The sequence below is a fragment of the Rossellomorea vietnamensis genome, from assembly GCF_025398035.1.
Taxonomy (GTDB): Bacteria; Bacillota; Bacilli; order Bacillales; family Bacillaceae_B; genus Rossellomorea; species Rossellomorea vietnamensis_B.
Genome location: NZ_CP104558.1, coordinates 593609 through 613822 on the forward strand (window position 1 = coordinate 593609; position 20214 = coordinate 613822).

21 protein-coding genes are annotated in these 20214 nt (G+C 42.5%); 2 read left to right on the forward strand and 19 right to left on the reverse strand.

Annotated features, from left to right (window positions below):
• Window positions 1-145 precede the first annotated feature (145 nt).
• Entirely contained in the window at window positions 146-1147 is a 1002-nt protein-coding gene (locus N5C46_RS03205) for a DUF3231 family protein (protein ID WP_261750889.1), read from the forward strand.
• A gap of 75 nt (window positions 1148-1222) precedes the next feature.
• Here N5C46_RS03205 and N5C46_RS03210 read toward each other — a convergent pair whose 3' ends face one another.
• From N5C46_RS03210 to N5C46_RS03280, 15 genes are all read right to left on the reverse strand, one after another.
• Complete coding sequence (locus tag N5C46_RS03210) at window positions 1223-1948, reverse strand: serine hydrolase (RefSeq protein WP_261750890.1); 726 nt, start codon at window positions 1946-1948, stop codon at window positions 1223-1225.
• A gap of 68 nt (window positions 1949-2016) precedes the next feature.
• Entirely contained in the window at window positions 2017-3021 is a 1005-nt protein-coding gene (locus tag N5C46_RS03215; protein WP_261750891.1) for an ABC transporter ATP-binding protein, read from the reverse strand.
• A complete protein-coding gene (locus N5C46_RS03220; RefSeq protein WP_261750892.1) occupies window positions 3018-3941 on the reverse strand; it encodes a C40 family peptidase in 924 nt (307 codons plus the stop codon). Before N5C46_RS03220 ends, N5C46_RS03215 begins: the two co-directional genes overlap by 4 nt.
• A gap of 17 nt (window positions 3942-3958) precedes the next feature.
• Entirely contained in the window at window positions 3959-5038 is a 1080-nt protein-coding gene (locus N5C46_RS03225) for a mandelate racemase/muconate lactonizing enzyme family protein (RefSeq protein ID WP_261750893.1), read from the reverse strand.
• On the reverse strand, window positions 5035-5973 hold the full coding sequence (locus tag N5C46_RS03230) for a S66 peptidase family protein (RefSeq protein ID WP_261750894.1): 939 nt from the start codon (window positions 5971-5973) through the stop codon (window positions 5035-5037). Before N5C46_RS03230 ends, N5C46_RS03225 begins: the two co-directional genes overlap by 4 nt.
• Window positions 5974-6066: 93 nt before the next feature.
• Window positions 6067-7692 (reverse strand): peptide ABC transporter substrate-binding protein, encoded by a 1626-nt coding sequence (locus tag N5C46_RS03235; protein WP_261750895.1) that lies wholly within the window; start codon window positions 7690-7692, stop codon window positions 6067-6069.
• A 41-nt stretch (window positions 7693-7733) separates the two neighbouring features.
• Complete coding sequence (locus tag N5C46_RS03240) at window positions 7734-8747, reverse strand: ABC transporter ATP-binding protein (protein WP_261750896.1); 1014 nt, start codon at window positions 8745-8747, stop codon at window positions 7734-7736.
• Between the two features lie 5 nt (window positions 8748-8752).
• Complete coding sequence (locus N5C46_RS03245; protein ID WP_098440405.1) at window positions 8753-9706, reverse strand: ABC transporter permease; 954 nt, start codon at window positions 9704-9706, stop codon at window positions 8753-8755.
• Window positions 9706-10638 (reverse strand): ABC transporter permease, encoded by a 933-nt coding sequence (locus N5C46_RS03250; RefSeq protein ID WP_261750897.1) that lies wholly within the window; start codon window positions 10636-10638, stop codon window positions 9706-9708. Before N5C46_RS03250 ends, N5C46_RS03245 begins: the two co-directional genes overlap by 1 nt.
• A 14-nt stretch (window positions 10639-10652) precedes the next feature.
• On the reverse strand, window positions 10653-11477 hold the full coding sequence (locus tag N5C46_RS03255) for a M55 family metallopeptidase (protein WP_261750898.1): 825 nt from the start codon (window positions 11475-11477) through the stop codon (window positions 10653-10655).
• A 779-nt stretch (window positions 11478-12256) separates the two neighbouring features.
• Window positions 12257-12442, reverse strand: a complete 186-nt coding sequence (locus N5C46_RS03260; RefSeq protein ID WP_034759495.1) for a hypothetical protein — start codon at window positions 12440-12442, stop codon at window positions 12257-12259.
• A gap of 115 nt (window positions 12443-12557) precedes the next feature.
• Window positions 12558-13094, reverse strand: coding sequence for a histidine phosphatase family protein (locus tag N5C46_RS03265; RefSeq protein WP_261750899.1), 537 nt, complete (start codon window positions 13092-13094; stop codon window positions 12558-12560).
• Window positions 13095-13114: 20 nt separating this feature from the next.
• A complete protein-coding gene (locus N5C46_RS03270) occupies window positions 13115-13312 on the reverse strand; it encodes a hypothetical protein (protein WP_261750900.1) in 198 nt (65 codons plus the stop codon).
• 96 nt (window positions 13313-13408) lie between these two features.
• Window positions 13409-14581 (reverse strand): TraB/GumN family protein, encoded by a 1173-nt coding sequence (locus tag N5C46_RS03275; RefSeq protein ID WP_261752263.1) that lies wholly within the window; start codon window positions 14579-14581, stop codon window positions 13409-13411.
• A 190-nt stretch (window positions 14582-14771) separates the two neighbouring features.
• Window positions 14772-15359 carry a vWA domain-containing protein gene (locus N5C46_RS03280; protein ID WP_261750901.1) on the reverse strand — a complete coding sequence of 196 codons (588 nt, stop codon included), beginning with the start codon at window positions 15357-15359 and terminating at the stop codon, window positions 14772-14774.
• Between the two features lie 93 nt (window positions 15360-15452).
• On the opposite strand from N5C46_RS03280, the gene N5C46_RS03285 reads away from it, so the two are divergent.
• The gene (locus N5C46_RS03285; protein ID WP_261750903.1) at window positions 15453-15932 is read left to right on the forward strand and encodes a hypothetical protein; all 480 of its coding nucleotides are present in this window, start codon (window positions 15453-15455) and stop codon (window positions 15930-15932) included.
• 37 nt (window positions 15933-15969) lie between these two features.
• On the opposite strand, the gene N5C46_RS03290 is transcribed toward N5C46_RS03285, so the two are convergent.
• The 4 genes from N5C46_RS03290 to N5C46_RS03305 form a co-directional block, all read right to left on the reverse strand.
• Entirely contained in the window at window positions 15970-16659 is a 690-nt protein-coding gene (locus N5C46_RS03290; RefSeq protein ID WP_261750904.1) for a DUF4145 domain-containing protein, read from the reverse strand.
• A 196-nt stretch (window positions 16660-16855) separates the two neighbouring features.
• The gene (locus N5C46_RS03295) at window positions 16856-17932 is read right to left on the reverse strand and encodes an NAD(P)H-dependent flavin oxidoreductase (RefSeq protein WP_261750905.1); all 1077 of its coding nucleotides are present in this window, start codon (window positions 17930-17932) and stop codon (window positions 16856-16858) included.
• Window positions 17933-18054: 122 nt separating this feature from the next.
• On the reverse strand, window positions 18055-18729 hold the full coding sequence (locus N5C46_RS03300; protein WP_261750906.1) for a serine/threonine protein kinase: 675 nt from the start codon (window positions 18727-18729) through the stop codon (window positions 18055-18057).
• Window positions 18730-18905: 176 nt separating this feature from the next.
• Window positions 18906-20177: an MDR family MFS transporter gene (locus N5C46_RS03305; RefSeq protein ID WP_261750907.1), complete on the reverse strand. Its 1272-nt coding sequence runs from the start codon at window positions 20175-20177 to the stop codon at window positions 18906-18908.
• Window positions 20178-20214 lie beyond the last annotated feature (37 nt).

The following is a 20214-nucleotide window of genomic DNA, read 5'->3' on the forward strand; positions in this document are numbered from 1 at the left end:
TCATACTCCATCACAACTCAACTATGACTTCGCTATCTTATTCATGAGAGAATAATTTTCTAGTTCAGGAGGGAAAATGAGGGTAAGAAATTTCCGGGCACTTTAATGAACTCGGAATGAAATGATTGAAAAAAGGATGGTGTGCATGACTGTTAAGAAAGCGTTATGTTCAAGTGAGCTTGCTACTTTATGGATGACATATCAACAAAAGACAATGACTCAGCGCATACTGGAGTATTTCATAGAGAAGGCGGACGATGAGGAAGCAAAACATATCCTGGTTGATACACATACAAATGTGAAAGAATACGTCGGAAGGCTCACCTCTTTATTCGAAGAGGAGGGATGTGTGATTCCAGCCGGGTTTAACGAAGAGGATGTCAATCCCGGAGTTCCTAAACTATTTGATCACCACTTCGATATCGTGTTTCTTAGGCAGCTTAAAGCCATCAGTATGGGTTTACATACGTTACACCTCAATATGTCATACCGGAAAAATCTCATCATCTTATACAAAGGGTTGACAGGCTTCACTCAATCTGTTTACGAAAAGTGCATGGACTACTTGCGGGAAAAGGATGTTTTACCCGGGCCTCCTGCTGTGACACTCCCAAAATCCATCGAATTTGCTCAAAGTCCTAATTATATGGATGGTTTCAATATCTTTTCGGATAAAAGGGCGTTGAATACGGTTGAAGTTGCCTACCTTTATTTTGGGATTGAATCAAATACGTTAGGAATGCAGATGATGACGGGCTTTGCCCAGGTGGCAAATGAATCGGAAGTGAAGAAATACTTCATTAAAGGAAAAGAATTATCAAAGAAAATCGTAAGCGACTATTCTAAAGTGCTGCTGGAAAGTGATGTCCAAGCCCCTTCTACATCCGGAGCGAGAGCAACCGATTCAACGGTTGCGCCTTTTTCAGATAAGCTCATGATGTATTGCACCTCCCTTTTCACTAATTTCGGTTTGGGGAGCAATGCCCTGGGAACTGCTTTCAGCTTACGCAGCGATCTTCCAGTCAAGCTGGCTTCGACTGCAAAGGACATCTTAGCTTATGGACATGACGGAGGTAAAATAATGGCAAAGAACGGTTGGATGGAACAGCCTCCAAGTATGGAGGATCGAAATAAGCTATTTAAATAGTTTGTATTGTTTTTATTTTTTTCCATAAAACAGAAAAAGCAGATGTGCCATCATTCATATGGCTTACCTGCTTTTTTAGCTGTTATCTTTGATTAAAAAATCGTAAATCAATTCCCCGATCTGAGCGATCGTGTCTTTCCCTGATTCGGTTTCACCTAGCCCATCGATAAGTACCGCTATATAAGCCGTTTTCTCCCGGAACTTGATAATGGCGCAATCATGTTCAATCCCGGGCAATTCTCCTGTCTTATTTCCGATATATACCTTTTCCTGGTCCATCCTCGATGGGAGTTTGGTATCAAATTGTTGCTGCCCTAAAATATAAAGCATTTTCCCCCTGCTCGTCTGACTGTATTCCTTACCAATGTCCAATACCTTCAAACAGGTAATGATATCGAGTGCCGAGGTATAGTTATTCACCCCATGCTCCATTGCTTCGAAATCCATCATTTTCCTAAGAAGCCTGGTATGCTTTAATTTAAATGTATGGCAAAGCTCTTGTATGGCAATCGAACCAAGCCGATCGATAAGGAGATTTGTGGCTGTATTATCGGAAACGATGATCATAAGAGTAACAAGGTCCTCTATAGTAAGGGTAAGTTGATCTGAAAGTGATACAAGAACTCCAGCCCCGCCAACTCTCCCCTCTTTAGGAATCGTAACTTTATCACTAAGGGAAATGTCCCCTTCCTGTGCTTGACGGAAAACTTCGAGTAAAATGGGGATCTTAATTAAGCTGGCAGCAGAATAAGAGCGGTCCCCATCGATGTGGAAGGAGTGAGTTGGAAGCTCAACGGCCACACTCACCCTCCCGTTACTACGTGCCATTATCTCCCTGATTTTATATTCTAGAACATTCTTCATTCCCTTTACTTAGTGACTGCCACTTCGTCATGTTCTTTAGTGATTTCCTTGTCGTAAAGGTGACAAGCTACAAAATGCTTTTCCTCTACTTCCTGCCATTTAGGTTTATGGGTGGCACACGCTTCCATCGCTGCCGGACAGCGGGTTCTGAACACACAGCCAGTCGGGGGATTGATCGGACTTGGAATTTCCCCCTGTATGATCATCCTTTCACGTGAATCCTCCACATCCGGATCGGGAATCGGGATCGCGGAAAGCAATGCCTGAGTATAGGGGTGAAGAGGTTTCTTATATAACTCTTTACTCTCGGTAAGTTCAACGATATGACCTAGATACATCACACCTATACGGTTACTGATATGTTTGACCATCGAAAGGTCATGTGCAATAAATAGAAAGGTCAAGCCCTTTTCTTTTTGCAGTTTCGTTAATAAGTTTACAATTTGTGCCTGTACAGAAACATCAAGTGCAGAAATTGGCTCGTCTGCAATAATGAAATCCGGATCAAGTGCAAGTGCCCTTGCGATGCCAATACGTTGACGCTGCCCCCCACTGAATTCGTGGGGATAACGATTGGCATGATCACGATTAAGCCCTACGTCCTCCAGAAGTTGATAGATGCGTTCCATCTGCTTTCTTTTATCCTTGAATAAGTTGTTTGCCTCCATAGGTTCAGCTATGATTTCCCTTACGGTAGAGCGGGGGTTCAGAGAAGCATATGGGTCTTGGAAGATCATCTGCATATTCCGATAAAATGATTGTTTTTCCTTTTCGGAAAACCTGTGCACGTTTTTACCATCATATAAGACCTCACCTTCAGTCCGGTCGTACAATCCGATAATGGTGCGACCGGTCGTGGACTTTCCACAACCGGATTCCCCCACTAATCCGAAGGTCTCTCCCTTGTAAATATCAAATGAAATACCGTCCACAGCTTTCAATGTCTTTCCTTTTTCCAGGTGGAAGTACTTTTTCAATTCTTTCACTTCAAGCAACGTATGATTTGTCATCGGGGTCCCTCCGTTTCTTCCCAGTAGCGTCTGGCTGCGCACAACTCTTTTTCATAATACGTTCCATTCAATGATAGAATCTCTATTGTTTTACCGGTGTTGGGGGAGTGTATCATCTTACCTTCACCATAATAGATGGCAACGTGATGAATGCTGCCTTTTCCTTCCTCGTATGCGAAGAACAGGAGATCACCAGGCAATAAGCGATCCAACGGTACCTCTTTCCCTTCCTTCGCCTGGTCATTTGCATCCCGTGGAATCAAGTACCCCTGGGTTTTGCACATCGTGTAGCTGAACCCAGAGCAATCAAACCCGTAGCTTGACATCCCGCCCCATAAATAAGGAAGATCAAGGAATAATTCTCCGGATGAGACAATGTCCTGGCCGCTTCCCCTTCGATCATTCACTCTCGATGTAGATACCATAATATCTGTCTGCCTTAAGAACCTTGTGCCCAAAGGAGTCTCCACTTGTATCAAATCATCATGCTCTTTCACAATCGGCAAAATGGTTTGAAAGCTGAGTTCTAATTCAGCTTCATTCTCCTTATTGAGTAAGTCTGTGAATTTACTTATTACAATGGCATATGTGTCCGCTTGGGATGACTCTCCGGGTAATAGCTGAACACTCGGAATCCAGCCAGGATATCCGCGATCGTCCTTTGAAGATGATTGATCAGGTATGAGGACATGGGACCAACCGTTACTCTCTTCCAACACGTATACCTCCTCACCGAATAAGGCTTGAGATTGTATACGGTTCTCATCACAAAGTGCTAAGCGCGTATCATAAGTTAAGGAGTCCAACCAATCTGTAATGTGAGCAGGATTGGTTATTGCGGGTGTATCCAAGTCACGTGCGGAATCCCGAGTTGTCCATAGAGTTGCTACAGGTACTGCTATTTGCGCCTTTGTTGTCATTTGATTTCCCCCTCTATTCATACTTTTACTCTCTCTATGCCGAGACCGGCTTTTGTCGGCATAGTAATCCTACGACCGTTATAACGGATCCCACCCACTACAATATCGTCAGCCAACATAAGTGGTGCATCGAAATCAAATCGAGTGACGTTTTTCCTGCTTGCCGCAAAGTGAGCCGCAGCCGTTATTCCCAGTCTGGTTTCGATCATGCTGCCGACCATACATTCGACCCCGCAAACTTCTGCTAGATCGTTTATTTTCTGAGCCTGGTAGATTCCACCCGCTTTCATGAGTTTAATATTGATCAGATCTGCACTTCGGGACTTTAATACTTCAAAGGCTTGATATGGAGTGAACACACTTTCATCAGCCATGATCAGGGTTTCAACCTCATCCGTGACCCTCTTCAAGCCTTCAATGTCATGTGCAGGCACTGGCTGCTCAACTAATTCAATATTCAGGTCAAGATCCTCCATCTTGCGAATCGCTCTGACTGCCGCTTTTGATTCCCATCCCTGATTGGCATCCAGGCGAATTTTGACATCGTATCCGATCCGTTGGCGGATTTCGTGAATTCTTTTTATATCTGTTTCGATTTCATCTTTGCCTACTTTCACTTTCAGTACATCAAAGCCTTTATTAACATAATCCGCTGCATCATTACCCATTTCCTTCGGGCTGTTCACACTCACCGTGTAATCTGTCTCAAGCTCATGCCTGTACCCTCCCAAAAATTGATAGAGTGGCAATTGACAATGTTGAGCCAGGCAATCATAAATGGCCATATCCACTGCAGCCTTCGCACTAGTATTCATGATGAGTAACGAATGCAGATGTTGAAAAAGATTCTCATGGTTTAATAGGTTTTTGCCTATTATCGCGGGTTTGATTACTTGTTGTATACTGTGTTCGATGCTGGATAAACTTTCTCCCGTGATCACCACGGTCGGAGGTGCCTCTCCCCAGCCGATAATCCCGTTGTCGCAAGTCAGTTTAACAACGATGGCTTCCGCCACTGTCACCGTACGTAAAGCGGTCTTAAAAGGGGTATGTAAAGGCACGGCTGTCCTGAACGTTTCAAGTTGATGGATCTTCACTCGTTCTCACCCTCGCTTATGCCTGATTCGATTATAAATGAATGTTCAAATGTATTCATTGTTCCAATGCTGCCCACCGGGATGGCAATATTAGGTGATGAATGTCCGATATTAAAACCTTTTAGTGCAGGTTTTCCTGTACTTGCGATATGTTCTGTCAGAACCTCATCAAGAGTCAGGGAACGTTCGCGTTTCTTAGGCTCACAGTTCTTAAAGTCACCAATGATGATTCCGGAAGCATCTTTGAATTTGTGGGCCATTTTCAACTGATTCAGCATTCGGTCGACTTGATAGGGTTCCTCGTCGATATCTTCAATAAAAAAGATCTTTCCCTTGGTATTCACTTCGAAGGGTGTCCCCAATGTGCTCACAAGCAGGGTGAGGTTCCCGCCGATCACGTGGCCGGTCGCTACGCCTTCTGAGACCGTCTCAAGTTTGGTTTTGTCATACGTATAGTCAAAATTTTCCGTATGAAACAACTGTTGGAAGGATTCCTTTGAGGCTTCATGGACGTCCTCGAGTCCGATATCGGAACTTAGCATCGGTCCATGGAAGGTCACGAGACCTGTTTGTTGATGAATGGCCGTATGTAAAAAAGTAATATCACTATATCCCCAAAAAATTTTTGGGTTTTGGCGGATCAGTTCGAAATCCAATCTTGAAACAATACGTCCCGTTCCAAAACCTCCACATGCACAGAAAATGGCTTTTACATCCGAATCTGAAAACATCTTATGGATATCTTCGATCCTCTCTGTGTCGTTACCTGCTAAGTACCCATATTTCTTATGTACCGAGTTCCCAACCTTTACTTTCAATCCTAAATCTTCAAGGAACCGGATTCCTTTTTTCAATGGTTCTGATTTTGGCGGGCTGGCAGGAGCTATGACCCCTACCTTATCCCCTATTTTCAGTTTAGAAGGTTTCATCAACATCCGTTTTGGACCCCTTTCGTAGAAAAAGAGGGAGTGGGCGCATGGCCTTAAAGTGTGCCGACGCGCCCCTCCACTCATCCAGTTTTACTATCCTTATTTTTTATCAGCCCATTTTAATTCCATGTAGCCGACCGGGTGACGGACGATGCCTGTCACATCTTCATTTTGTAGATACACATGATTGTAGAAGTGAATCGGGATGATCGGCATTTCATCCATTAGAATTTTTTCTGCTTCATACATCATGTCGAATCGTTTTGCTTCATCCGCTTCATTCTTGGCTTGCTGGATTAGCTTGTCATAATTCTCATTACTCCATCCTGTGCGGTTCATGGAATGTCCTGTCTGGAAGTTTTCCAGGAAGTTGATCGGATCAGCATAGTCTGCTAAGAAAGAACTACGAGATAACTGGAACTTCAAAGCCTTTTGTTCATCCTGGAATACGTTCCACTCCATATTGGCTAACTTCACATCAACATCTAAGTTCTCCTTGAACATTTGTTGAAGAGCTTCAGCAATTTTTTGATGAGTATCACTTGTGCTGTATGTTAAAGTGACTTCCGGTAGTTTGTCGTATCCCTCTTCTTCCATACCCTTCTTTAAGAGGGCTTTTGCTTCTTCCACATCCGTTTTCACCAAGTCTCCGTTTGCTTCACGGAAGTCCTTACCTGATGGATCTTTAAATCCTTTTGAAACGAATCCGTAAGCTGGTTTTTCTTTATTTTTTGTTACAAAGTCAACCATTTGCTGTTGGTCGACAGCCATGGCGAATGCTTTTCGGATATTTTGATTTTGAAAAGGCTCTTTTTCTAAATTGAAACGATAGAAATACGTTCCTGCCTGGTCTTCCACATTCACTTTCCCTTCTTCAAATAACTGTTTACTTAAATCCGCCGGTACGTCAGCTGTATCCAGTTCACCAGTTTTGTATAATTGATAATCCGTATTGGTATCGTTTACCATGGCCCAGTGAACTTTATCCAATTTCACTGAGTCTTTATCCCAATATTGATCATTCTTTTCCATGACGAAATGGCTGTCATGCTCCCATTCCGTCAGTTTGAACGGCCCGTTGGCAACGAACGTATCCGCTTCTGCAAACCATTCCGGATTCTCAGTAGCTACCTTTTCATTGATCGGGAAGAATGCAGGATTTGCAATGACGCTCAAGAAATAGGCTTGTGGACTTGTCAGTGTGACCTCGAATGTTTTATCATCTTTCGCCGCAACTTTCACATCGTCAGCTGAACCCTTTCCGGTGTTGAATGCCTCTCCACCTTCAATGAAATATCCGAGGAAAGCAGCCGGTGAACCTGTGTCTGGATTTAATAGGCGTTTCCACGCGAATACAAAATCTCCGGCAGTGACATCATCACCGTTTGACCATTTTGCATTGTCCCTGATGTGGAAGGTATATACTTTCCCATCTTCTGAAACATCCCATTTTTCAGCCATGGCAGCTTCAGGTTCATGATTGGCATTTAGACGGGTCATCCCTTCCATTAGATTGTTCAATGCTGTCCAGGAATAGGAATCAAAACCGATTGGTGGATCGAACGACGTTGGTTCTGCTCCATTATTCAGGTGAAGGACCTTTCCTGTGTCTTCTTTCTTACTGTCCCCACTGCTTGACTCACTGCCTGCGTCCTTCGTGGCCGTACAAGCTGCCAACATGAACAGGAGCATCCCTACTAGAAAGACCGATAATAGCTTTTTCATAATTTCCCCCTCTTATTCTATTTTTCTATCAAACGATCAATTTAACGAATGGTTAAGCTGACCGATGAAAGCTTCACTTGGTTGGCTCGTTTATCCTGGAGCCAGCAGTCGACATGGTGTTCGTCCGTTAATTGTGTCTTTACGGGATACACACGGTCGCATACTTCCATGGCTTTTTCACAACGTGGGACAAATGGGCACCCGACAGGCGGAGAAAAGAGATCTGGCGGAGAACCGGGAATCGGTATCAGGTCTTCCCCATCAAGATCCAGCCTTGGGACGGATCCCAGCAGCCCTTGAGTATATGGATGTTGAGAGTGATAAAAAATTTCTCTCCTGTTTCCTTCTTCTACTATTTTCCCTGCATACATGACGGCAATCCGGTCAGCCACTTGAGCCACGACTCCCAAATCATGCGTGATTAAAATAATCGATACACCCGTCTTCTTCTGGATCTCTTTAAACAATTCAAGTATTTGGGCTTGTATAGTAACATCAAGGGCCGTTGTCGGCTCATCCGCAATTAAGACATCGGGTTCACATACTAGGGACATGGCAATCACAATACGCTGCCGCATCCCCCCGCTGAATTGATGAGGATACTGCTTCAATCTCTCCTCCGGATTTGGAATGCTTACAAGCTTAAGCATGTCGATCGCTTTTTGTTTCGCTTCTTTCTTGGATACATCGTTGTGCTGTAAAATCCCTTCCATGATTTGTTCACCAATGGTCAGCGTGGGATTAAGAGCCGTCATCGGATCCTGAAAAATCATGGAAATATCGGCTCCACGCACTTTCCTCATTTGGGGTTCGGTTATCTTTAAAAGGTCCCTTCCCTTAAAGAGGATTCTGCCGCCAGTCACTTTCCCGGGTGGATTCGGGATCAGTCTCATAATGCTTTGTGATGTCACACTCTTCCCGCATCCGGATTCGCCTACAATCGCCAGCGTCTCCCCCTTATGTAAATCAAAGCTTACTCCCCTGACCGCCTTGACTTCTCCACCATAGGTTGTAAAGGAGACATGGAGATCTTGTACTGATAAAACTTTACTCATGGTGATTACCTCCTTAATTTCGGATCCAGTGCATCCTGTAATCCGTCTCCCAACACATTGAATGAAAACATAGTCAATGATATGAATAATGCAGGAAAGAATAAACGCCACCAGTATCCGGATAGGATCGTAGATAAGCCGTCATTGGCCATCACTCCCCAGCTTGCATAGGGTGCTTGAATGCCGAGTCCAAGGAAGCTTAAGAAAGCTTCAGCAAAGATCGCGCTGGGTATCGTCAAGGTCATTTGTACGATAATCGGGCCCATTGTATTAGGAAGCAGATTCTTTCTGATGATTCGTGCAGTTTTCGTCCCGAATGTTTTTGAAGCCAAAATAAATTCATAGTTTTTAATCTGAAGCACCTGTCCCCTAACGATCCTGGCCATTCCGATCCACCCGGTCACCGTTAAGGCTACAATGATCGTCAAGAGACCAGGCCCCATAACTACCATCAATAGAATGACGACAAGCAGATATGGTAACCCGTATAATATTTCAACGATACGCATCATGACATTATCCGTTTTTCCGCCTTTATAACCTGCAATGCCACCGTATACAATCCCAATCACAAAGTCGATAAGCGCTGCCATGAACCCTACGAACAACGAAATCCGTGCTCCATACCATGTACGGGTAAATACATCTCTTCCCATATCGTCCGTACCAAACCAGTGTTGACCAGAAGGCGGCAGATTTTGATTGGACAGTGTTTGCTTAGTGACATCGTGTGGAGAAATAATCGGGCCGACGACTGCCATAATGATTAGTGCAGTTAAGAATACTAATCCAAGCATAGCCAGTTTATTTTTCATGAGGCGCTTCCAGGCATCCTGCCAATAGGAAAGACTCGGTCTAACCACTGCTTCAGCATCCTCTTTATTCCTCTTCTTGGGTGTGAACCATTCATCCCTCACGTCTGGAGTCACGAGTGGCTCTTGTTGATTTGGAACCCCCATCATTTTGCCTCCTTCTTGTGTAACTTTATCCGTGGATCAAGGAAACCATATGCCAGGTCGACTAAAAATAACATGACGATAAGAAAGGCACTGTAAAATACCGTTGTTCCCATAATCACGGGATAATCGCGTTGATTAATGCTTTCGACAAAGTATTTTCCCATACCCGGAATGGCAAAGATCTGTTCAATGACGAAGGTTCCTGTCAAGATCCCAGCAGCAAGTGTACCCAGGACAGTGACCACCGGCAGCAATGCATTTCGCAACGCATGCTTAACGACAATCTTGACTGGTGACAATCCCTTAGCGCGTGCTGTACGTATATAATCCTGAGTCAACACTTCCAGCATACTGGAGCGGGTAAGACGGGCAATGATGGCCATGGGCCCAGTGGCTAATGCAAGAGTCGGTAGAATCATGTGTCGCCAGCTTGTCCATGTCGCAACCGGGAGGATTCCCCACGTTACAGCCACTTGTTGAATCAATAATGTGGCCATGACGAAATTAGGAATTGAAATGCCAAGTACGGCAAATGTCATTGCCATATAGTCAATGATTCCATTATGCCTAAGGGCTGCCAAAACCCCCAGTATAATTCCTGAAAGCACTGCGATGATTAGTGTTGTCATACCAAGTTCAAATGAAATTGGAAATCCTCTCCCCAGCAAATCGTTCACTGTTTGGGATGGCTGCGTAATAGAAGGACCAAAGTCCAATGAAATAAGCGATTTTAAATAAAGTAAATACTGTACCATCAGGGGCTCGTTCAAATGATAATGGGCTTCTAAATTTTGTTGTACCATTTCACTTGTATTCCGTTCCTCATTGAAGGGGGATCCGGGTATGGTATGCATCAGGAAAAACGTTAATGTCACAATCAGCCAGAGGGTTATGACCATGGCCAGTAATCGTTTCAATAAATATGTACTCATTGCTCTAACACTTCCTAACAGAATGTTGTTCTCATCGCGAGTTCAGTCATGACAAGCATGGCTCTGTAGGCTTCAAGGATATCCCCGGCCTCAAATCTCACAATCGTTGTATCTTCTTCATGAACGGTACCCGGCATGAGACTTGCCCACTCCGCCTGTCCGTAATTTGCAAACTCGATACGTAAAGTAGGATGTTCAGGAGGAGTAAGTGGTTGTACATTTTTCTTATTATGTATCGCTTCTTCTGTTTTCTTTTTTAATAATTGTTTTGATTTCTCAGGGGTAAGGCTCTTGGCAACAGAACGGGAAATCGTTTCCTTCACCACGGCAGTTGTCACATTTGGAATTAATGCTTCTGCCTCCAGTGCAGCCTGATCATCCCCGGCAACCATTAAGACGGGAACCCCGTAGTATCCTGCAACGTATGCATTGAATCCCAATTCACCGACGGCCGCATCATTGATGTACATGTTTCTCACCCCAAAGATCATGGAATGGGACATCACCCCTTTCATGGAAGCCCGGGCATGATAACCAACAAAAAAAGCCCCATCAAACGTCTCATCCAGTCCTTGAACCATGGAATATGGTTTTACTCCACCGGATATCAGTTTCGTTTCAGGGTGTAGTTTTTCTATTAACAAATTGTTCATTTGAGAATGACTGTCATTTACCAATACCTCTTTACAGCCCGAATCAAATGCAGCAGTCACAACGGCATTGGCCTCTTCTGTCATAATGATTCTTCCGCGTTCATAATTATGCTTATCTGATGAGACATGAGTATGATCAACCAGTCCTGTTACACCCTCCATATCAACTGACATATATACGTTCATCAAGTGTTCCCTCCTTTCTTAGGAAATATTTATTAAATTTTCTTAATATTATAATTATTATAGCATTTAATTACAATCATTTTTTGAATAAAAAGGAATATATTCCTGTTTTCATAAAAAAAGGAAGTATGGACTATAAAAGGTTATTTCTGACTGTATCTTTCTCCTTATGACAAGATGAAGTAGTTCAATGGAATGATAAAATCAGATAGAAATAAAAAAAAAGCGATGGATTTCCTAATCGAAATCACACCGCAGTTTTTTCTGTGTATATGTCAAATATCATCGAAGTGAAGTATTCAATGGGGGACATAAGACTTAGCTTTATTTTATTAATATATTATTTATTTCTCTAATAAACGTCGATCACATTAAGACTTTCATAAGAAAAAGACCTGAGGTACTCATCTCTCCAGGTCTTATACTCTGTACATGTATGTTAGCTTATTTTATTCATCAATTTTTCTGAGTGCTGAGAGCCCATCTCTGCCACTAAATCAAGTAATTCTGCTTTCGTTGTCTCATCTAGGCCTTTATAAATAAGGAAAGCTTGCGTTGCATCAGAAGTAATTAACTTTCTGTATAACTTTGAGATTCTTTTACTCCTGTGGGTGTCCATTAGATCCTCCTCTATAAATCCTTTCTGTTATTATAATAAATATAAGCTTGTTTTTTCAATATATTCTTCAAAAATTAATTATGTAACAAAAATGAATAAATCAAAGTTAAGTCAACCTTGGAGGAGAAAATAATTTTCTTAGACCTTTAACCCTAGGTGATTATCTTAAAGATAAATCAGGTGATAACTTTCCGAATTCTAATGCTTCGAGGATGATTTCCTCAGAGAATCCTGTGTACTGAGAGAGCATTTGAATGGTAATCTTCTGAGAAGTACGGGAAGCCTGGTTTCTTGCCATATAGGTTTGATACAAAACAATGGAGTATCTGTCATGTATATTGAGCAACGATCGTCACAGCTCCTATTATTCTCTCCTCACAAGGTCGCGGGTAAAGGTTAACTACTATTTACCCAAAGATCCATTTTGAAAACGTGGCTGTGCAGTTACATTTTAGGCATGATCATTTTCTAAACATGAATCCATACTGCTTATATTCGCCATTATCGGAAGAGAGCTTTAATATATTCCGGTCATCTGGTATTCCCTTAAAAAAAGCACCGATTGCCCCTGTTGTACATCTGTGTCCGGAGATCAGGATGTTTTTATCTTCCTTGGCATATAATGTTTCTAATTCCGCCATAAAGTGTTTTATCCTTTTCATGAACTCCAAAGGATCCTCCACCCCGCTATAGGAAGCTGAATCAGGCAATGGTCCATCCATCTTCACTTCCCTTTTTAAAAGTCCATCTGCTTCACCTAAATCATAAACATCCAGCCTGGAGTCTGTGATGCATGACATCCCACTAGCAATTTCAGCCGTTTCCTGTGCTCTTTTCTGTGGAGATGAAAAGACGTAATTGAAGCTGATATGACTCAGTTGTTGTTTTACATTTTCGGCTTGTCTGACACCTTCTTCATTTAAAGGAAGTCCTCTTCTCCCTTGCAGTCTCCCTTCTTTATTCCAGTCCGTTTGACCGTGTCTTATTACGTAGATCATGCGGCTCCTCCTTCCTTTTTTTATTTTCCATTCCTCCTCTTCTGAACTTCCATATGGATGACCAGATAGGTAATGCCCAAGAATCCTACTATGCCAAATATGCCTGCGATGATTCCTTGAACCGAAGACGTGAGGATTGTAAATCCCATCCCGATACTCAATCCAGTAATAAGAAGAAGGAGCCAATGGGCATATCGATTGATGAATTCAGTTATCATGATCCCCTCCACAGCCTTTGTATACTCATTTTAGCATAATATTCCAAAAATTACCCATATAAAATAAGCCATCCTGGAGGATGACTCATTTGGTTTCTATATATTTTCCAGAAATAATCTTACAACGTCTGCTCCACCAATGACCGTCCCCAGTGTGCTTCCTAAGTTGGCAAGTACGACAATGAGCAGGACGCGGGTTACTTTATTTCTCCAGAATCCTTTTATGCTCAGGACATCTTCAGGGAGAGAGTCAAAGTCACCGACATTAGGTCTGCGGAAATACGCTTGAACGAATCCTGCAAACCAACCCGCTGCAAGAAGCGGGTTCAAGGATGTGATAGGTGCTGCGACGAAGGCTGTCAATACGGCTAATGGATGACCCATGCCGATGGCTACCCCCAAGGCAGAGAATCCCCCATTCCATAATATCCAACTGATCCCCTGCTGTATGCCTGCATCGGGGTTTGATATGAATGTGTAGGCAATGACGGCCAGAATCATGATAGGAATGGTCCACCCGATGATTTTAGGCCATTTTGATTTAGCAGGTCGTTCATTAAGTTTGTCAAGGTTATGCTCATTATAAATTTCTTTCGTGATACCCGGGACATGTGCGGCACCAAGGACGGCTACGATTTTATCGCCAGGTGCTTCCTTGATTTTTTGGGCCAGATATTGATCACGTTCATCAATCAAGGGTGTTTTCAGTTTGGGAAACACTTGGGTGAATTCATTCAACATCGAATCAAGCATATCCTGTGATTTAATTTTCTCGAGTTCTTCCTCCGTAATCGTATCAGTGCTGAAAATACTGTAGATGATTTGGGTCAATAGCTTGGCTTTCCCACTGAAACCCACGCTGTTCCATATCCGGGAAAATGTCACCTGGATGTTGCGGTCAGCAAGGACAAGTTCTGCGTTAAGTTCTTTCGCGGATTCAATCCCCTGAATCATTTCCTGTCCCGGTTTGATGCCGAACTGTTTGGCCATTCTTCGCTGGAAGGATCCAATGGCAAGGTTCATAAGCAGTAAGGTGGCTTTCTTATCCTTGATTACTTGAAAGATGTCTGTGTCCCTCCACTTATCTCCTTCGACGATGGATTGATACCTCGGTTCGTCCAGCTCAACACACACAGTATCCGGGCGTTCAGCTTCTATCACTTCTTTCACCTGCTCAGCACTCTGACGTGACACATGAGCGGTTCCGATGAGAATAAATTCCTTCCCATCCATATGTATTCTCGTAATATTCTTTTCGTTTTCTGTCATCATCGTGTACCTTCCTTTAATTCCGTTGACTTCCGAATAAATTGAATCTACCTCACTATGATAAACTAGTTTTGGCAAAATTTAAATAAATTCTGATCAGAATCGTGAAAGATCTTGATTCTGATATAAGGCTAATATGTATTGGCAACGAAAAAAATCCCATCAAATAGATGGGACCCCAACATCATGATTACCATTTATGTCTCTTTTCAAACACAGCTTCACTCACCACGTCGTACATCTCTTCAACCCCTTTAGAAGAAGCTTCAAATTGATACGCATTTCCGATATCGATGCCGATGTTCAATGCTTCTTGAGAAGCATTGATATTCGCTCCCAGAAAGATGAACTCCCAATTGTACCGCTTCTGCTGCTGGTTGATAAGTTCCTTCACCTGACTAGCAGAGAACTCCACGCTGGCGTTTTCCATACCATCGGTTGTGATGACAAAGATGACTTTCCCCGGTCTTTCCACTTCATCCATATGAGACAGGCGATGACCCGCTTGGATGATCGTTTTACCTATAGCATCCAATAAAGCCGTGCATCCCCTTACGAAATACTCTTCCCCTGTAAGCCGTACCTTACAAGCGTCCATTCCACTCCATAACTGCTCGACCTTATCATCAAAGAGAACGGTCGTGACAAGTGTTTTCCCTGTTAACTGACGTTGCTTCTCGATAAAAGAGTTGTAACCTCCAATCGTCTCTTGTTCAAGTCCCCTCATCGATCCGCTTCTATCCAATAAAAAAATGATTTCAGTGTATTCCCGATTCATTTTTTCTCATCCTCTCCATATTGTTCTGATATAATCATAACCACATAGAGTAAGAGACGGGTCGCTTTGAAAGCGACATATGGAGGCGATGGTATGCTTAGCGAACAGATTCTGAAGGAGCTTCTTGATTTTGTGGACTCAGGGAGAGACCTCAGGATATATGATATACATAAAGAAGAGTTCATTTTAAGTGATGCGGTGTACGCCAGTGAGCTGGAAGAGTTTATTGAGATGAATCATTCAGCGTCTTTTTCAGAAAGGCTATTTCAGCATATCGATGAACGGGGTGTAACAGATGCTTCCGTTTACAAAAAAGCCGGAGTAGACCGGAAGCTTTTTTCCAAAATAAGATCGATTCCTGATTATAAGCCCAGTAAGCGGACAGTCGTAGCCTTGTGTCTTTCTATGAAATTGTCTGAGAAAGATACCGTAGAGATGTTGAATGCCGCCGGTTTCTCCCTGTCCAACAATGACCGATTCGATCTCGTCATTCAGTTTTGTTTAGAGAAGGAAATTCACGACGTGGATGAAGTCAACCAGGCACTGTATTCCCTCGGGTTAAAACCATTATGAAAAAAGGTAGAGTGCCAGTTTCAGCACTCTACTCCCCCTAATACTTCTTTTCAATTCTCTCCTGTAAAGATTCAATTTTCTCCGGAAGCACATAAAGGTATTCTATCAAACCTTCCAATAACTCTATGAGCAGGCCGGCAGTTTCATCGTCTATTTCACGTTCCAATTCCAACATTTCATAAAATGCTGATTTGGGATGAACAAGATGGCTGAGGGCCTGGATCGGTTTTGACAGATCTACATTCTTCGGCAGTTGATCGAATTGTTCCGACAGTGATTGACCTGATGATTGATCACCATTGAAATTCTTCAGGACACTCTCTAACACGCGCTTTGACATTACGGCCGTAGCGGAGTTATCTTTGGACTGGCTGACATTCAATGCAGAACGGAACGAACGGACAAGGTCCTGGGGGATCCGTTTATTCCCCTGGATCTGATCCAAAGGGCCGTTTGTAGCCAGGGGATCATAAATATAAAGGCCCGCTTCCTCCTTTTGATGAATCGAATCATCATTCAACATGATAACGAAAACAGCCGGTTTCTTACACTCCGAACAATTTGCCTCTGCGAACAACCCCGTTTTATTTACTTGATAGAAGTTGGCTTTCAGCACAAATTCACTGGTCTTAGAGCAACTTGGACATTGACTTTTGACTTTCTTAGGAACTTTTTGATACCCGTATTGAATGTGAGACAATATAGATCCCGGTAAAATTTCTCTCATGTGAACCTCCTAGAAAATGCACCTCGAAAAATGAATTTTAATTATTATGAAAATTTATGTTAAATAAAAAAAGCGCTTTCCTTATATCAAAATTATACCTTTGCTAGAAAGTATTACAAGGTTAAATAATGGGAAAACAAGATTTGTGATAATGGGACTAAAGATAAATAAATGGTATTGAGATCTTCTATAACCGTCACTGTCCGGTCAAATTGTGTATACCTTTTTCCACTTCCATTACCAGGGAATCCATCAATTCATGTACATTAACGTCCTTACTTAGCCGCGGACTTTGGCCAGACCATAATGACATAAATTCAGGGTTACGTTGATTGCCGGCTTCCCTTCTCAATTCTTTCGTCAAGGCGTTTTGCACAGGGTAAGGAAGGATTTGATTCTCATACTCTTTCATCATGTGTATGAATGAGTTTGTTATGCCCCTTGCCGGTTTACCGCTGAATGCAGATGTGAGGGTTGTACTTGTTTCTTCAGCTTGTAAAATAGCTTTTTTGTGTATCTCTTTTGCCCCGCTTTCTTTATTGGTAAGAAAAGCCGTACCCATCTGAACTCCTTTTGCACCCAAAGCCAGTGCAGCTACCACGCCTCTTCCATCCATTACTCCCCCTGCAGCTATGACCGGTACTTCCACAGCATCCACTACTTGTGGAAGTAGAGAGAACGTCCCAATCATCGATTCATCATATGTACCAAGAAATGTACCTCTGTGACCACCCGCCTCACTTCCCTGCGCGACAATCAAATCCACTCCACATTCTTGATTGATCAACGCTTCTTCCACCGTCGTTGCAGTTCCAATCACTTGAATACCTTCCTTTTTCAATTCTTTCATTATTTCCTTTGGGGGAATTCCAAATGTAAAGCTGCAGACAGGAACCTTTTCCTTTAAGACTGTTTCCATCTGTCTTTCAATATCAATTTGTTTTAAAATGAATGGACCATCATTGAATAGATTCAACTCTTTCTTAAATGGTTTCAGTAATTTTTGCATTTGGTTTAACTGTTCTTCACTATATTCCGGTTCCTCGGGTATGAAAAAATTCACACCAAACGGAAGATTCGTTTGTTTTTTTACGTGTTTGATACATTCATTGAGGTCCGTGACAGACATATACCCAGCTCCAATTGTCCCCAGTCCCCCGGAATTTGATACAGAAGCAACCAGTTCAGGGGTAGTGATCCCTCCGGCCATCCCTGCTTGGATGATAGGATATTTTGTACCCAGATTCTTCGTTACATCGTTTTGATACCACATATTCTCCCTCCTGCTTCTATGATATTCTATATTGAATTATGTCAAAGTAAAGCATGTTGTACAACTCATTCAAGTCAAAAAAGAGTTCAAAGCAGCAAATGCCTTGAACGCTTTTTTGGGGCTTATTTAAAGGAAGTGAAATTTGATACTCTCTTCATGAACTCCTCATATGAACTAAAATGCTTATTCCATGAGTTATACCATTTTCTAATGGTCTCCAACAGCCAAAATGGCAAGGCCCGACCTTCTATAAGATGGTAATGATCGTCGTATGCTTTCTTTAGATGCTCCCACCTGAAATCATTTCCAGGTTGGATATATTCCGATACATCAATGATTTTCGCTCTGCCATTTTGCAATAAAATGTTTTTCAGGTGAATATCACGCGGATTCATTCCTTGATCTCGAACATATTGTCTTGCATGTTCAACGTCTTCAACCACTTGTTCAGGAATGTTGATCCCCTGTAGCAAACAATCGAAAAGAGTTGGTCCCTCTTCAAAACTTAACACCAGTAAAGTATCATAAGCCGCGTAGCAGGTGGAGAAATAAGGGGAGTCTCCGATGGTGTGATAGACTTTTTCTTCACTTTTTATTTTAGATCTTTTATCTTCAGCATACAATTTGAAAGCAAAGTCGGGTGCATAAATGGATTGAAAGACTGCCGCGTCTGTTCCGACGCCAATGCAACGTAATGTTTCATCACCACCATGGATGGTGACAGGTTCGTTATTAGCATTTGATGACACGGACATCTGAGATAAAGAAGGTAGTGCGACTTCCCATTTCTTCTCCATAGGCTCTCCCTTCGTACGATTTAATTCTTCTAAAGATATGAACGGAATTCGTACCTTATTCAGGATAATATAGCATCTGCCCATTTCTATTATCAACTCTAAGCCTTCTCATCTTTCTAGTAATTTTATACAATCCCTGAATGAACCCTTCCATAGTCTATTTTACTTTGTATATCCTAACCTGCTTTAACAGCTTCATGGTTCTGCTTCAGATCAGCGACTTCTTTTCGCCTATCCAACTCTGGAGAAATGATTTTTAATAGTACCGTACCAGTAAGTCCAATGGTGAGAATAATCCCGGCCATGATGATCGATGGAAGAATCGCTCCGAGTGTTACGGTGATGGATGCAATCAACATGGACAGGTTAAATTTCAACCCACTAAATGCCATATAGGAGCTTCGGGCATCGTCAGGGGGAATGGATGCCATGTACGATTGCTCTACCGGCACGCGGAAGACTTCTCCGATAGTGAGTACCCCCATCATCAAAAATAAAATGAATACGTTATTTGAATAAGCAAGTGCCGCATACCCTATTGAAAAGAAGAAACAACTCCATACTAAAACGGTCTTGTCTTTTAATGAATGCGGAGTCCTTGTGACAAAAAGCATGAGGAGGACGACCAGAATCGTATTTTCACTTCGTAAGATCCCCATGGTTTGTACGCCGTCTATGTCCCAGAATAGGAAGGGTTGCGAGGGCATTTCTTCACTTAGTCGAATGCCGATGTAATTCGTAAGCTGGAACTCCATGGACAGAATAAGCACACCTGCAATGGTAAACAGAACAAACAGCTTGTCATGCATGACTTTTCCGTAGTTTGAAATAAGTTGTTTAACATGCTGAGAGGGTGTCATCTTGGATTCAGATACCGTATAGCTCTCATCAATGAAGAATGCCACCAAGGTTGCGGTAATGGCGGATGCAACACTTAATGCAAGAAAGAGCTCGAAAAGGTAATCCTTGAATAAGAAAGCCCCTATGATTCCTCCGATCGCGATGGAGAGATTGTTCGCCCAGTAGGTGATCGAATACATGAGCTTCCGTTGTGATGGTGTGCTGACGTCGATCATCATAGCCTGATTGGCAGGTCCTGCAAGGCCCCAGCATATGCTGTTGACCGTCATCATGGCAAAGGTGACAGCGGCTGATTCAAACCAGGGCGAGTTACAAACCATCATGGTGAGAAAAGCCAGAAACCTGAGCGATTCAGCGAATAACATTATTTTTTTGCGGCCAAATTGATCGGCGAAATATCCTCCAAGAAAATTGATTCCTATTCCTACAAACACATTGATCAAAAGTAATAATCCTGCTACCTTTGTTCCAAAATGAACGGCCAGGTAAATCGACATAAACGGAAAGATCATGCTCCCAATAAAGCGGCTCATAAATGTTTCAATGATGCGTATTTTAATATTTTTATGAAAATCTCTAAATCTCATATTTATTCCTTCTCTCTATAATTGGACAGTCGTTCTT